Genomic DNA, 14,959 nt, shown 5'->3' with positions numbered 1-14,959 from the left:
TAAGACAATGACTGATTTATCAAAATACAGAAACATTGGTATTTTTGCTCACGTAGACGCGGGTAAAACTACCTCTACAGAGCGTATCCTAAAGCTAACTGGTAAGATCCATAAGATCGGTGACACTCACGACGGTTCAACTACTACTGACTTCATGGAGCAGGAAGCTGAGCGTGGTATCACAATCCAGTCTGCAGCAACAACTTGTTTCTGGAACGATCACCGTCTAAACATCATCGATACTCCTGGACACGTTGACTTCACTATCGAAGTTTACCGTTCTCTAAAAGTACTTGACGGTGGTATCGGTGTATTCTGTGGTTCTGGTGGTGTTGAGCCTCAGTCAGAAACTAACTGGCGTTACGCTGACGAATCACACGTATCTCGTCTGATCTTCGTTAACAAACTAGACCGTATGGGCGCAGACTTCTACAAAGTTGTTGACCAAGTACAAAACGTTCTAGGTGCTACTCCACTAGTAATGACTCTACCTATCGGTATCGAAGAAGATTTCGTAGGTGTTGTTGACGTACTAAGCCAACAAGCTTACGTATGGGACGAGTCTGGCCAGCCAGAGAACTACGAAGTTCAAGACATCCCTGCTGATCTAGTTGAGAAAGCGGCTGAATACCGTGAAATGCTAATCGAAACTGCTCTAGAGCAAGACGAAGATCTAATGATGGCTTACCTAGAAGAAGGCGAAGAGCCATCTCTAGAAGACATCAAACGTTGTATCCGTAAAGGTACACGTGACCTAGCATTCTTCCCAACTTACTGTGGTTCAGCGTACAAGAACAAAGGTATCCAACTTATTCTTGACGCGGTAGTAGATTACCTACCATCACCAACAGAAGTTGATCCACAGCCTCTAACAGATTCAGAAACTGGTGAGCCAACTGGCGAAGTAGCAAAAGTATCTGCAGACGAGCCACTAAAAGCGCTTGCGTTCAAGATCATGGACGACCGCTTCGGTGCTCTAACGTTTATCCGCGTTTACTCAGGCCGCATGAAGAAGGGTGACACAATCCTTAACTCTGCAACTGGTAAAACTGAGCGTATCGGCCGTATGGTTGAGATGCACGCAGACGAGCGTAACGAAATCGATTCAGCTCAAGCTGGTGACATCATCGCTGTAGTTGGTATGAAGAACGTTCAAACTGGTCACACTCTATGTGATCCTAAGCACGAATGTACTCTAGAACCAATGATCTTCCCAGATCCAGTAATCTCTATCGCAGTTAAGCCTAAAGATAAAGGCGGCAGCGAGAAGATGGGTATCGCGATCGGTAAGATGGTTGCAGAAGATCCATCATTCCAAGTAGAGACTGATGAAGAATCTGGCGAAACTATCCTACGTGGTATGGGTGAACTTCACCTAGATATCAAAGTAGATATCCTAAAACGTACTTACGGCGTTGAGCTAGAAGTAGGTGCTCCTCAAGTTGCTTACCGTGAAACAATCACTCAAGCAATCGAAGACAGCTACACGCACAAGAAGCAGTCTGGTGGTTCTGGTCAGTTCGGTAAGATCGACTACCGTATCAAACCAGGCGAAACTGGTTCAGGCTTCACGTTCAAATCAACAGTTGTTGGTGGTAACGTACCTAAAGAATTCTGGCCTGCAGTAGAGAAAGGCTTCGCTAGCATGATGGAACACGGTGTTCTAGCTGGCTTCCCAACTCTAGACGTAGAAGTTGAACTATTCGACGGTGGCTTCCACGCAGTTGACTCTTCAGCTATCGCTTACGAAATCGCTGCTAAAGGCGCATTCCGTCAGTCTATGCCTAAAGCTGGCGCGCAACTTCTTGAGCCAATCATGAAAGTTGACGTGTTCACTCCAGAAGATCACGTTGGTGACGTAATCGGTGACCTTAACCGTCGTCGTGGTATGATCAAAGACCAACAAGCTGGTACTACTGGCGTACGTATCAAGGGTGATGTACCTCTATCAGAAATGTTCGGTTACATCGGTACTCTACGTACTATGACTTCTGGCCGTGGTCAGTTCTCTATGGAGTTCTCACACTACTCGCCATGTCCAAACAACGTTGCTGAGCAAGTAATTGCTGACGTTAAAGAGCGTAACGCTAAGAAGTAATTCTTAAGTTAACTCTGTAAGACATCAAAGCCCCGCCTAGTGCGGGGCTTTTTACTATCTAGCATCTGTTTACTTGTCTATCTGAACGGAGCTGATGTTTTCCAAAATTTATTGCTTACTTCATTCTTCTTTTAATTGAATCGTTTCAAAGTCTCGAACGGTACTGCGTTCAAATTCAGCAATCTCTTCTTTTATCCATTGACTAAATAACTGTGTTTTTTGACGCTTCAAATATCCTGTCGGCGCGCAAAGGTAATAGGCATACTTAGGCTGAATGCCTATGTCACCAATTCTTACCAGTTTTCCTTCTTGGATGTATCGATAAGCCAAGCTGTGCTTGACCAACGCTACGCCTTGCAACGAAAGAGCACCTTCTAAAACCAAATGCGAGCCACTGTACTTGAGCGTTGGTTTTGCCGCTTTATGACCTAATGTGTTGAGCCACATATTCCAGTCTAAGTCCGGCCATAAATCTTCGATCAACTCTGCTTTATTTAAATCTTGGACGCTGTAGATACCATGCTCTTTTTGGTAGATGGGATGGCAGGCAGGGTAGAAGACTTCATCCATCAGCCATTGTGATTCCAGATTCGGGTAGTATCCATGACCATAACGGACACAGAGATCTATCTGGCTATCTTGAAATGAAACCAGTTCATTCGTTGGCTCCATGAGTAGCGAGATATCTGGATGTCGTTGTCGAAATGCAGCAATCCTTGGTACTAACCAATGATGAGCAAAAGAAGGCAGTGTTGAGATGGAGAGATGATTTGGGTTGGGATCTTGGTTAATTAATCGCACACCCTGTTGGAGGTGATTGAAACCTCGTTCGGCTTGGGCAAACAGCAAGTCGCCTTCTGCGGTGAGCAGTATCTTTCGATGTTGGCGCACAAACAAGTCGGTACCCAGAAATTCTTCCAATTGACGTATCTGTTGGCTAATCGCTGCTGGTGTGACAAATAAGTATTTGGCAGCCGCTTTAAAACTGCCTTCCTTTGCCGCGATGTAGAAATAATACAGCCCTTGTAGCGGAGGCATGCGTTCTTTCACATTAGTTTTCCTTAACTCAATGTCAGATTCTATCGTTTGAGAATAACAGGGTAGTCACTGATTATTAAGTGGTCAATGTGAATGAATCAAGGAGGGTATATGAACAATGCAACGCAAACCTGTGGTCACTTAGCATCGAAGCCACGCAAGAGCTTAGTTCAGTATATCTTTTCTAAATTAGCCGTATGGAGAAAAAACTACCGTACACGCCGTCATTTGTCTGAGTTACCTCACCACCTTTTGGATGATATCGGCTACAACGAAACTGAAGTCCAAAAGGAAATTCAGAAACCATTTTGGCGTGATTGATCATCGTCGAAAATGAAAAACGCTCCCTTTATGGGAGCGTTTGAATTGTTGGTTCTCGGAGTGTGAGTAAGAGATTATAAATCTTCTTCCCATACAACCAGTTCGCCTTTTGGCCAGTTGTGTCCGATTTCATGATATTTCTGCTCAAGAACGTGGCGTTTGATCTTCAAGGTCGGTGTTAGAATGCCGTTTTCAATACTCCACGGGTCTTGGATCATCAACACCCCTTTGATTTGCTCGTGCGATTCAAGTTCTTGGTTCATGCGAGCGACAACCTTGCGTGTGGTGCGGGCGTAACGTTCTTTATCAAAGTTCGGGAAGTCATGTGGCACAACTAATAAAATGGGTGCTGGCAAGCCTAAGCCGATCAAACACATCATTTCGACGCGGCTATACTCAAACAGTTTCTTCTCGATAGGAACCGGAGCAACAAACTTACCTTTGGCAGTTTTGAAGGTGTCTTTTTTACGACCTTGAATGGTGAGGTAACCATCCGCATCTATTGAACCGATGTCACCAGTGTGAAGCCATCCTTCTGAGTCAAACGACTCTTGTGTCGCGATGTCATTTTTGTAGTAGCCAGAGAACAGCCCTTTGCCGCGAACCATGATCTCATCATCGTCAGCGATCTTAAGTTCAATACCTGGTCCGGCATTGCCCACAGAGCCAATCTTATCGGCGCGGAATGGGTAGTTTAGTGTGCTGTAGGCGAAAGACTCTGTCATCCCCCAAGCTTCAGTGATGTTTAGACCAACACTGCGGTACCACTCAAGCAGTGCTGGCGACACTGGGGCAGAACCACAACCAAGGACGCGGGCTTGATCTAAGCCGAGACCATCCGCCAATTTCTTCTTAATCAGTGAATTAACGAATGGGATCTTCAGCAGAATATTGAGCTTTTTCTGAGGAAGTTTGTCTTGAATACGTTGCTGGAACAGCGTCCACAATCGCGGTACAGAGATGAAGAGTGTCGGGCGATGCATTTTGACATCTTCAATGAAAGTATCGAGTGACTCAGGGAAAGCCGTCGTTACGCCACCCATAATCGATGAACCGAAGATGTAAACTCGTTCTGTGATATGAGCGAGTGGTAAATAAGAGAACAATCGATCGTTTTCTTGGATGCCAATGTGATTGATCAGTTGTTGAACAGACCAACTGAACGCGCCGTATGTCAGCATTGCCCCTTTCGGCAGCCCTGACGTACCTGAGGTGTACACGAGAGACATAAGCTTGTCATCATGGTGTTGTGGACGCTCTGCGCTTGGCTCTACGTCGGCAATAATCTCAGTAAACTGATATTGGCATTTCGGCGCAGTATCGTAAGGAAGTGCAATGCTAATTAAATCTGGCATTGAATCGATCACTTGTTGCGTTGCCGCTGGATCATCTAACTTACCTCCAATCAGTGCTTTACTTTCGCTGTGGGTAACACAGTACTCAATGGTGTCAGCGCCAGCTGTCGGGAAAATTGGCACACTCACGTAGTCGCCAAGCATCATGGCTAAATCGCAGATAAACCATTCGGCACAGTTCTTCGAAACCAATGCGACTTTTTCACCGGGTTGAACCCCCAAGTTGCGCAGAGCGGTAACAAATTTAAGCGCCTTATCGGCGACCTCGGCATAAGTAAATTCAACAAACTGTCGATTAATGATTTGTTTTAAGTAAACCTCATTTGGGCGTTCCTCTGCCCATTTAAGGATCATTTCATTTGGCGGCGGGAGAGCGCAACCAGCGGTCTGTTCTAGGTTAGGCTGATTCATTGTAGATGACTCCATGTCTTCTCTCGTTTGTATTTATAGTTGTTAAAACATTGTTAACTTTAGCATGTTAAATCATTATACGGGAATGCATTTTGATGAAATCTGTGGGAAAGGTTGCGTTAGAGAAGGCAAAGTTGCCCAAGTCGTCATTCTTTAAAACTGTTGCCGATAGCTTGCGGGTGAAAGTCCGGTTTTCTTTTTGAAGATGCGAGAAAAATACGAGACGTCACGGTAACCGCATTGATACGCAATATAGGCAATTTTCATTGAGTCTTCTTCTGTAAGCATTTTCTTGGCAAGAGAGATGCGCTTTTCCGTGATGTAATCGCGAAAACACATTCCAACTTTTCGGTGAAAGAGTTTAGAAAAGTAATTCGGGGAATAATGGCAAAGTGCTGCGGCTTCTTCCTCTCTTAGATCTTTGTGTGCATTGTTCGCGATATAGCTAACTACATCAGAAAAGTTAGGCTTGCCATTTTTCTTTAATACTAAATCACCTGAAAGTACTGCTTCACTAGACATGGTGGTGGAAAAGTATCTGAGCTTTATCTGTGACAACCATTCTGAAGCATTATTTGATTCAACGTGATAGTACTCAGCTGTAATGTGTTCAGGTGGGAGAGTGATGGGATTGGTCTTGTCGTGGATCACGAGTAACTTTTTATCAAGGTTCTCGCAAAGAGTAATTATGCTCTTATGTAAATGCTCATGCTTTGGCTCAGCATAGTAAAAGAAGTGGGTGAACTCTTTGTCGCTTAGGATTGAAATGTCGTTATAACTTTCGATAACAGAGAAAAAGGTTAGAAGCTCTGAGCGAAAAGTGCTCGGGAGAGATTCAACAGTTTTACCGAGCCAGTATGCCTTAACCTGTTCTTCCATAATGATTCCATGAATTGTGAACTTTATACAATTTGAGCCGTAAAACTAAAATTAGATCTCTATTCCTGAGATCAAAAAACTCAACCTTTCGTTTATTAAGCTTAGGCTTATATAAATAGACTTCAAGTGTGAAAGGTGTCACATATCTTGCTTGGTTTGTCTCAAATTTGCTACACATGCACTTTGTAGGCGTCTCTAGCAAGAAAGTGCTAGTGCTTGGCAAAAAAGTCCTACCCACAATGAAAATCGCCCTCTAAGTTTTAAAGGACAGGTAATTGACCTGTTTATCAAGTTAAGACAAGGGAGTGATTGTCATGAGCAAATTTGTAGATAGCTGCAAAGCTTTTTTGAAAGATGAAGAAGGTTTAACTGTTATCGAATACGTAATCGGCGCGGCGATGCTTGTATTCGGTTTATCGACTATTTTCGGGGGCATTAGTAGTACATTGAGCACCAAGCTTGGCAATATTGTAAGTGCTATCTCTTCGAGCTCAGCTCCGTAGAAATATTAAACCATTGACCAAGAAACTAGTTGTGGCTAATTCACACTACTATAAACAGAAAGGTTTGACTGTTGTTGAATATATAATTGGGGCAGCTTTATTAGTTTTCTTCCTAAGTGTTGCTTTCGCAAGCTTGTGGGTGGATTTAGCTAATACAGTCGGCTCAATAATATCAATGATATAAAGAGGGGATAGAGCAAAAGTATGGATATTTATGCTCCTTTTTGGGTTGTTATGATTATGATTGCTATCAATGATATACGATGGCATAGAATACATAATAACCTACTCATTCTTTTGCTTCTATTTCTTGTTGTTAAACTCTTGATTCCACCAATTGATTACAACGAAATATTGTATTCAATGTATGGTGCGATTGCCCTTTTTGTTTTTGGGTTAATTTTATTTTTTCTCAGAGCGATGTCTGCGGGCGACGTAAAACTTTTATTTGTTGTTGGTGCATATGTTGGTTGGGGTAATCTTGTTGAATCCAGTGTATATATTGTTGTTGCTGGTGGGATAGTCGGATCGTTATATCTTTTCTACAGTATTTCTCAAAGCGGAGAGCAAGTGAGTTTTTTGGCAAAAAACTACTTTTTTAATCGATGGATACTGAGAGGAATAGAAAGTCAAAAAGAGAAAGGATCTACTAACCTTCATACCCACGTGAGATACAAGAATAATTTAACAATGCCTTTTGCTCCATCAGTGGTTATTGGACTCGCTATGTTTAGTTACTTTCATTAAAGATTAACAGTCTGGATTAATCTATTTTATTCGAGGGATCTCCATGGATATTCGAAAAAAACTGCATTCTGGAGACTTGACCCCTCACATTGACCCTATTCCTGTACCAACCTCGTGTGACGCTTTAGGCGTGCCTGAGGCCGTTGTAGAAAACCTGGTATTAAAACATTTGGCAGCCTATCCCAAATCTGATTTGCTTGAATTGTCTAAGCTTTTAGGGGTTGTCATAGGCGTTGTTGAAACAGTTCTTGCAACGTTGAGAGCTCGCTCAGAGATCGAAGTTTTTCAACCTAGTGAACATGGCTTTCAAGCCAGCATTTCTCACAATCACATTCGTTATTCGTTGTCTGAGAAAGGACGAAAGGCAGCAGAAATTGCTTTTGTGAAAGACCCTTATCTTGGACCTGTGCCAGTGTCTCTTGCGCACTATTGTGAAATCGTCGAGGCGCAAGACTTACGATCGAAAGCGATCTCTAGGCAAGCGGTAGAGAGCGCACTCAGTGATGTATATGGTGCAGACCGTTTAGTGCCTTTGCTGGGACCCGCTATTAACTCTGGTCGTGCAATGTTGCTATATGGAGAAGCTGGTACGGGTAAAACGTTTGTCGCTTCTAAGATTATCAATGCATTAAATACCTCAGTCTATATTCCTTTTGCGGTATATGCTTTAGGTAATGTGATCAAAGTGTTCTCGCCTCAGCATCATGTCAAAGTTGAAGGGCATTTTGAAGAAGCAGAATTTCTATATAAAAAGCAATATGACAATCGCTGGGTGTTGTGTGAACGTCCAAATATTCAAGTCGGAGGCGAACTTACTCTGGATATGTTGGAAGTGAACCATTCAGAGCACAACAGAGTTTGGTTGGCGCCACTGCAGATGATGGCGAATAACGGTATTTTGGTGATTGATGACCTAGGACGACAGCCTGTTCCAGTGGATGCGCTACTTAATCGTTGGATTGTGCCAATGGAATATTTTTTCGACCAATTTTCATTGCCAAACGGTCAACAAATTACTGCGCCATTTATTTTAAATCTGGCATTTTCTACTAACTTTACGCCAGAGAAAATAAGCGACCCTGCCTTTCTAAGAAGGCTTGGGTACAAAATTAAATTCGATCCTATTCTTAAAGATGAATATCAAGAATTGTGGTTGAAAACAGCAAAACAGAAAGCATTAGGATTAGAGAGTGATGCTTTAGATACGGTACTAAATCTACATCAAAAAAATAAGGTTGCGTTTTATCCCTGTTTACCGAAAGACCTGGTGGGAATCAGCCAAGATATGATCAAATTTGAGGAATATTCACCAATTATAACGTCAGAAATATTGGAGAGGGCGTGGAAGGTGTATTTTACCGAGGATTAATAGAGGACAAGGAAAATGGGAAGTAAACAGGTGTTTTTACTACTTATTTTGTCAGTGATATTTGGGTTGGGGGCGGTCTTTTTTGCCAAACAGTGGCTTGAAGCAAATCAAAAGCCAACCGTTCAGATTGAAGAAATTGAGCGTCATCCTGTTGTCGTGGCGGCGACTGAAATTCCCGCAGGTACTGTCGTCCAAGACAAAGACTTAACTCTAAAACTGATGGAAAAAGATTGGATAAACGAAAACAACTACACAGATAAAAGTGAGCTAGTAGGACAAGTTGTTGCGAATACGATTTACGAAGATGAGGTGGTTCACCGTCTCAGGTTCACATTGCCCGGAGAGGGCGTCACATTGGCTTCGCTAATCCCAGAAGACAAACGAGCAGTTACTATCAGGGTAGATGATGTTATTGGTGTTGCCGGTTTTCTATTGCCTGGGAATAAGGTCGATATTTTAAATACGATCCAGTACCAAAAAAATATTGTTAACACGTCTACAGTGCTTAAGAACATTAGGGTGCTTGCGGTAGACCAAACTTCTCGTTCAGAAGAAAACTCTCCAGTCATTGTTCGTGCTGTCACGCTAGAAGTTAGCCCAAAAGAGGCTGAAAAACTGATGACGGCTCAATCAAAAGGTGGACTGCAATTGGCGTTGAGAAATCCACATGCTGTGGACAAGAAAGTGCGCCGTTATGTTCCAAAACCGAGCGTAACCATCATTAGAGGTACGGAAACGTCTAATATTAGAGTGAGCAATTGAGGTTAATATGAACAAAATAATAACGTATTTGATTGCCTTATGTTGTTTCTCATTTGGGGCATATGGAGCTGCACCGACAGGAAAAACCGTCGTTGTACCTCATCACAAATCCACACACGTTGTCCTGTCTGGTAAGGCAAGAAAAGTATCTTTGGGCGATCCTGAGGTACTTGATATCGTCATGCTTCGCTCGAACGAAGTGTTTTTGATTGGTAAAAAACTTGGCGCTACAAATCTTATGGCGTGGGATTCCAGAGGACAATTGATTGAATCCATTAATGTTGAAGTAACTCATGATTTAAACAGTTTAAAAGCCAAACTTTACGAGTTTCTTCCTGATGAAAAAATCGAAGTCCATAGCGCTCAAAATCGCGTTGTTTTAAGTGGCTTAGTCAGTAATCAAGCCAGAATGAACACCGCGATGAGGATTGCTGAAAGTTATTCGGGTGGGCGATCCGTTGATAAGGAAAAAGGCTCATCGAATGAAGTTGTAGAAGATACTGGTGTTATCAACCTGATGGCGATTGGTGGTGCGCAGCAAGTGATGCTAGAGGTTACTGTTGCCGAAGTTCAAAGAAGCTTAGTAAAGAAATTTGATGCTAACTTCCATTTCTTCCAGACATCGGGCTCTAATTTCTCTTGGGGAGCGACTGCCGGACCTGGTGGTGTATTCAATGGAACGCCTATCTTTGATATTCCCGTTGCGAGCGATTATGGGCTGTTAGGCTCGTTTATTGATGGAAATACCTTGTTTTCTTTTGCACTAGATATAGCAAAACAAAACGGTGTGGCGAAAGTATTGGCAGAACCTAACCTCACTGCACTGAGTGGTTCCAAAGCCGAGTTTCTCGCTGGTGGGGAGTTCCCAATTCCTGTTCCTGACGATGACGGTATCGTCATTGAGTACAAAGAATATGGTGTTGGTTTGAAGTTCATTCCTACCGTTCTTAGCGACAAAAAAATCAATTTAAACATGGCTGTTGATGTCAGTGAGATTGCAAACGGCAGTTCATTGACTATTGATCCTACTGAAACCAACGCGACCTATTTTATCCCTCCAATTACCCGACGTAGTGCATCATCGACACTTGAGCTTGCCGACGGACAAACTATTGGGATTGCGGGTCTATTAAGTGAAAACGCTCGAGATATCAGTAATAAGATGCCGGGATTTGGAGACATTCCGGTACTGGGTCAATTGTTTAACAGTCAAGAGTTTGTCTCTGGTGAAACCGAACTCGTAATCCTTGTTACACCTCGCCTTGCCACTCCAATAGATAGAGAGCGTGTCACTTTACCAACCGATGCATTCGTTACTCCGAATGACTTCGAGTACTACTTATTAGGACGAGGGGCTTATCTAGACTTACCACAATCAGAGTCTATTCAGCGTCAAGAAGAGGATAGCGTGGTCATTCAAGTTGATGGCGGCAGTGAGGGGGTATTTGGACATGACTTATAAAACAACAAGATGGATTGCGCCAGTGTTTGTCACTGCGATATTAGTTTTATCAGGATGCAGCCATAGCGAACCTCTCGGAGAGTCGGTAACCAATCTAAGAACATTGCAAACTTATAACCCTTCAGCGACGCAAGAAAACATGGGGCTCGTACCTGAAGGTGTTGGTGAAAAGATGCAGCAGTCTTACGACCAATATGTTGGCAAGGATACGGATGATCTATCTACACGCTCAAGCAAAGTGCTTGAGGAGTTTAATTAAACGAGTGACGGTAGAGCGTACTAATCGAATAAAAAGAACAAGCAAAGACGTCGTGATTTTTTATGAAGCATACGCACCAGTATGGAAGGGTGAGTTATGGGTGAAACCGTTTTTATGCAGCCGGAAAGTGAGCCAACAATCAATAGATTGAAGACAAATTTGAAAGTGTGGGTAGTGTATTCGAGTGAAGCATTTCATCTTCATATGAAGTCTGAACTCGCTAAATGCCGTAACTTACATCTCGACTTTTGCTCTTTGAATAACGTTAGCGAAACCTTTTTACACAACCTTGCTGCACCAGATCTTATCTTCGTCGAAGCTGGTGATGGTTGGGCGCAAAAGATGCAAGAGATGCAGCAATACAACTTCTCTTGGGGTGAGCACGAATCATCATTAATCGTTTTTGGTGATGAAGGTGATAGCGAGATGCTCAGAACTGCTCTGCGTATCGGCGCCAGTGATTTTCTGTCTCGGGAGATTACCATCTCGGGCATGATGCCGATGCTAGAGAAAACGGCAACCCAGAAATTGGACAGCTTGTCTTTTGGGGAGTTGTTTCTTTTTATCAATTCGAAAGGTGGTATGGGGGCGACAACGCTGGCGCTTAATTCTGCAATTGAACTTGCCAGTTACCACCAAAATAAAGTTTTGCTGCTCGATATCGATCTGCAGTTTGGTGTCATTCCTGACTATTTAAATGTTCAGCCTGCCTACAGCATTTCGGATGCCATCGCGATATCGAAAGACCTCGATGAGGTGTCTCTCGGTTCTCTCGTTCATAAACATGAATCTGGCTTACATATACTCAGCTTTAAGCATGAAAATTTAGCTGATGATTTTGAGCAGGCAAAAAGAATAGGTCGGTTATTACCGATATTAAGGCGTTTTTATCCTTACACCATTATTGATCTGTCGCGAGGAGTTGACCATGTGTTTGCATCGACCATTGCTCCTGCGACGCGCGTTTTTTTGGTTGCTCAACAAAATTTAGTGTCGGTAAGAAACAGTGCAAGATTACTGAACTCCCTCGCTTTTGAGTATGGATTGCAAAAAGAGATCATCGAAGTGATCGTCAATCGATATGAAAAAAGACAAAGCATCAAGATCGGAGACATCGAACATGCACTCAAAGGGCAGCAGCTTCATCTGGTACCAAATGATTTTAAAGTGGCAATCGACAGCGCCAATTTAGGCAAGCCATTTGTGAGTACTAAAAAAAGAAGCTTTATTACCCGCTCCATTATCGACTTTTCTCACAAAATCGTACCCCCTGAAAAAGTGGAAAAAGGCTGGTTTAGCAAGCTGTTTTCATAGGGAACTTGGGAGATAACGATGTTCTTTAAACGTAAAAATTTAAACCCTGACTTCGAGCATAAAGCGAATTTAGAGGACGACAAAACGAAAGCACTAGAAGGGGTTGAACCTTCTCAGGAGACTGCGAGTGTTGATAAGAAGCTTGAAGCCCAGCAAGCTAAAGAACAAGCCATTGAAGAGGCAAAACGAGCCTTGGAACAAGAGCTAGCGGTTAAGCACTATTACCACAAACAACTGTTAGAAACATTGGACTTGGGATTGCTCTCGAATTTAGGTCAGGAACAGGCGAAGAAAGATTTGCATGAAGCCATTCTTCAAATGATGAATGATGATCCTTCACAAGCGCTCAGCGCTGAAGGTCGAAAGCGAGTTATAAAACAAATTGAAGACGAAGTATTTGGCTTAGGCCCTTTGGAGCCTCTACTCAGTGATGACACGGTTTCTGATATTTTGGTTAATGGAGCCAAGAATGTTTTTGTAGAGCGTAGGGGGAAACTTGAGAAGACCCCCTACACATTTCTTGATGATCGCCATCTGCGGAACATCATTGATAGGATTGTGAGCCAAGTAGGGCGCCGAATCGATGAATCTTCCCCTATGGTTGATGCGCGCTTACTTGATGGCTCTCGCGTCAATGCCATTATCCCTCCTTTGGCGCTTGATGGTCCCTCCGTGTCTATTCGACGCTTTGCCGTTGAACGACTCAAAATGTCGAACTTTTTAGACTTTGGCACGCTCTCACCGCAAATGGCGACATTTGTTGAGGCAGCGGTAGAAGGCGAACTGAACATTCTTATTTCTGGTGGTACAGGTTCAGGTAAAACCACAACCTTAAACATCCTATCTGGTTACATCCCAAGAGATGAACGTATCATCACAATTGAAGATTCCGCCGAGCTTCAACTTCAACAACCTCATGTTATTCGTCTAGAAACTCGACCTGCAAACCTAGAAGGAAAAGGCGAGATAGGGCAGCGTGAGCTAGTGAAAAACTCCCTGCGTATGCGCCCAGATAGAATTGTAGTTGGTGAGGTTCGTGGTAGTGAAGCCGTGGATATGTTAGCTGCAATGAATACAGGTCATGACGGCTCACTGACGACCATACATGCTAACTCACCAAGAGATGCATTAAGTCGAATTGAGAATATGTTCTCAATGGCTGGTTGGAATATCTCGACAAAGAATATCCGCTCGCAGATTGCCTCCGCGATTCACTTGGTCATTCAAATGGAAAGACAAGAAGATGGTCGACGTCGCATGGTGAGTGTGCAAGAGATCAACGGCATGGAAGGAGAAGTGATCACCATGTCAGAAATCTTTAAGTTTGAGCGTCAGGGGCTTGATAGTGAAGGTAATGTGCTTGGACACTTTGTTGCCACAGGAGTGGTTCCACAAGCACATGATGCTCTAGCAAAAAGAGGGTTTAACTTACCGTTTGAACTCTTTACCGATGAGCATAGCTAGAGGAGATCTATCATGGATGAAGTTACGATTTCACTCATCTTGCTCTTTGCTGCGGTATTACTGATTTCTCAAGCATTACTGCTTCCTGTTGTAGGTAAGAAAAGTAAGCACCGAGAGCTGTCTAACCGGCTCAAGCAGAACCGAAATGTAGATGAACAAAGTTTATCTTTACTTAAAGAACACTACCGAAAAGAGCTCTCCCCAACGGATCAATTCTTAGTTCGTTTTTCCTTCTTCGCCGATATAAGAAGAGTCATTGAACTAGCAGGTTTGAAGGTTGGCGTCGCAAGTTTTTTGATGACCGTTGTATTAGTGGGCTTCGCCTTTTCCCTTGTTGGCATCATGCTCAAACAGGAATGGTATATCTGCGTTGCGCTTTTCTTCCTATCTATGTCTGGTGCTTACTTTTACGTACAAAGAAGAGTTGAAAAGCGATTAGCCCTTTTTGAAGAGCAGTTACCGGAAGCTTTGGATATTATTCGCCGTTCGTTACAAGGTGGACAGCCTCTCGTTAAAGCATTTCGAGAAGTTGGAGAAGAGATGTCACCACCTATCAGTATCGAATTTCAAAACACGTACAACTTGCTTAATTTTGGTTATGACCTGCGTTTAGCGATTTTACAGATGGCGGAACGAGTGCCAACGATCTCCATGCTGGCTTTTTCTAGTGCCGTGTTATTGCAAAAAGAGACTGGGGGGAATCTAACAGAGAACCTGCAAAATGTATCTCAAGTGCTACGAGCAAGATTTAAGCTAGAACGAAAAATAAAAACCTTGTCTGCAGAGAGTCGTTTATCCGCATGGATACTCACCTTATCTCCCTTTATTTTGTTCTTAGGTCTGAAGATTTTTAACCCAGAATATATCGAACCTTTGTATGCCGATCCTCGGGGTTTAAACATGATCAGCATCGGCGTGATCCTACTTGCAATTGGTGCGGTTTGGATAAAGAAAATTGTCAGTATCGAGATATAAAT

14 protein-coding genes are annotated in these 14,959 nt (G+C 43.1%); 11 read left to right on the top strand and 3 right to left on the bottom strand.

The annotated features are described in order from the left end of the window. Nucleotides 1-7: 7 nt before the first annotated feature. Entirely contained in the window at nucleotides 8-2,098 is a 2,091-nt protein-coding gene (fusA, locus tag NL647_RS21395; protein ID WP_005449112.1) for an elongation factor G, read from the top strand. A 120-nt stretch (nucleotides 2,099-2,218) separates the two neighbouring features. On the opposite strand, the gene NL647_RS21390 is transcribed toward fusA, so the two are convergent. Then, the gene (locus NL647_RS21390) at nucleotides 2,219-3,148 is read right to left on the bottom strand and encodes a LysR substrate-binding domain-containing protein (RefSeq protein ID WP_029790383.1); all 930 of its coding nucleotides are present in this window, start codon (nucleotides 3,146-3,148) and stop codon (nucleotides 2,219-2,221) included. A 99-nt stretch (nucleotides 3,149-3,247) separates the two neighbouring features. Between NL647_RS21390 and NL647_RS21385 the strand changes: the two genes are divergently transcribed. Continuing rightward, the gene (locus NL647_RS21385; protein ID WP_009698710.1) at nucleotides 3,248-3,457 is read left to right on the top strand and encodes a DUF1127 domain-containing protein; all 210 of its coding nucleotides are present in this window, start codon (nucleotides 3,248-3,250) and stop codon (nucleotides 3,455-3,457) included. 74 nt (nucleotides 3,458-3,531) lie between these two features. Here the strand turns inward: NL647_RS21385 and NL647_RS21380 are convergent, their stop codons facing one another. Then, a complete protein-coding gene (locus NL647_RS21380) occupies nucleotides 3,532-5,223 on the bottom strand; it encodes an AMP-binding protein (protein WP_253650665.1) in 1,692 nt (563 codons plus the stop codon). Between the two features lie 153 nt (nucleotides 5,224-5,376). Further along, nucleotides 5,377-6,102, bottom strand: coding sequence for an AraC family transcriptional regulator (locus NL647_RS21375; RefSeq protein WP_029790384.1), 726 nt, complete (start codon nucleotides 6,100-6,102; stop codon nucleotides 5,377-5,379). Between the two features lie 314 nt (nucleotides 6,103-6,416). Here NL647_RS21375 and NL647_RS21370 point away from each other — a divergent pair, with 314 nt between their 5' ends. From NL647_RS21370 to NL647_RS21330, 9 genes are all read left to right on the top strand, one after another. Further along, the gene (locus NL647_RS21370; protein WP_038898346.1) at nucleotides 6,417-6,605 is read left to right on the top strand and encodes a Flp family type IVb pilin; all 189 of its coding nucleotides are present in this window, start codon (nucleotides 6,417-6,419) and stop codon (nucleotides 6,603-6,605) included. Between the two features lie 204 nt (nucleotides 6,606-6,809). Further along, complete coding sequence (locus NL647_RS21365) at nucleotides 6,810-7,352, top strand: prepilin peptidase (protein ID WP_038898347.1); 543 nt, start codon at nucleotides 6,810-6,812, stop codon at nucleotides 7,350-7,352. Between the two features lie 43 nt (nucleotides 7,353-7,395). Next, nucleotides 7,396-8,721, top strand: a complete 1,326-nt coding sequence (locus NL647_RS21360) for an AAA family ATPase (RefSeq protein WP_069687445.1) — start codon at nucleotides 7,396-7,398, stop codon at nucleotides 8,719-8,721. 15 nt (nucleotides 8,722-8,736) lie between these two features. After that, a complete protein-coding gene (gene cpaB, locus NL647_RS21355; protein ID WP_029790388.1) occupies nucleotides 8,737-9,483 on the top strand; it encodes a Flp pilus assembly protein CpaB in 747 nt (248 codons plus the stop codon). A gap of 7 nt (nucleotides 9,484-9,490) precedes the next feature. Beyond that, entirely contained in the window at nucleotides 9,491-10,945 is a 1,455-nt protein-coding gene (locus NL647_RS21350; RefSeq protein ID WP_029790389.1) for a type II and III secretion system protein family protein, read from the top strand. Continuing rightward, on the top strand, nucleotides 10,935-11,204 hold the full coding sequence (locus tag NL647_RS21345; RefSeq protein ID WP_110415370.1) for a hypothetical protein: 270 nt from the start codon (nucleotides 10,935-10,937) through the stop codon (nucleotides 11,202-11,204). Before NL647_RS21350 ends, NL647_RS21345 begins: the two co-directional genes overlap by 11 nt. Nucleotides 11,205-11,300: 96 nt before the next feature. Continuing rightward, on the top strand, nucleotides 11,301-12,518 hold the full coding sequence (locus tag NL647_RS21340) for an AAA family ATPase (RefSeq protein ID WP_029790391.1): 1,218 nt from the start codon (nucleotides 11,301-11,303) through the stop codon (nucleotides 12,516-12,518). Between the two features lie 18 nt (nucleotides 12,519-12,536). After that, nucleotides 12,537-13,982 (top strand): CpaF family protein, encoded by a 1,446-nt coding sequence (locus tag NL647_RS21335; RefSeq protein WP_029790392.1) that lies wholly within the window; start codon nucleotides 12,537-12,539, stop codon nucleotides 13,980-13,982. Nucleotides 13,983-13,994: 12 nt separating this feature from the next. Then, complete coding sequence (locus NL647_RS21330; protein ID WP_029790393.1) at nucleotides 13,995-14,957, top strand: type II secretion system F family protein; 963 nt, start codon at nucleotides 13,995-13,997, stop codon at nucleotides 14,955-14,957. The last annotated feature ends 2 nt before the right edge of the window (nucleotides 14,958-14,959 follow it).

The sequence above is a fragment of the Vibrio sp. Y29_XK_CS5 genome, from assembly GCF_024181835.1.
Lineage (GTDB): Bacteria > Pseudomonadota > Gammaproteobacteria > Enterobacterales > Vibrionaceae > Vibrio > Vibrio harveyi.
This window is presented reverse-complemented; position numbering and strand designations above follow the sequence as displayed.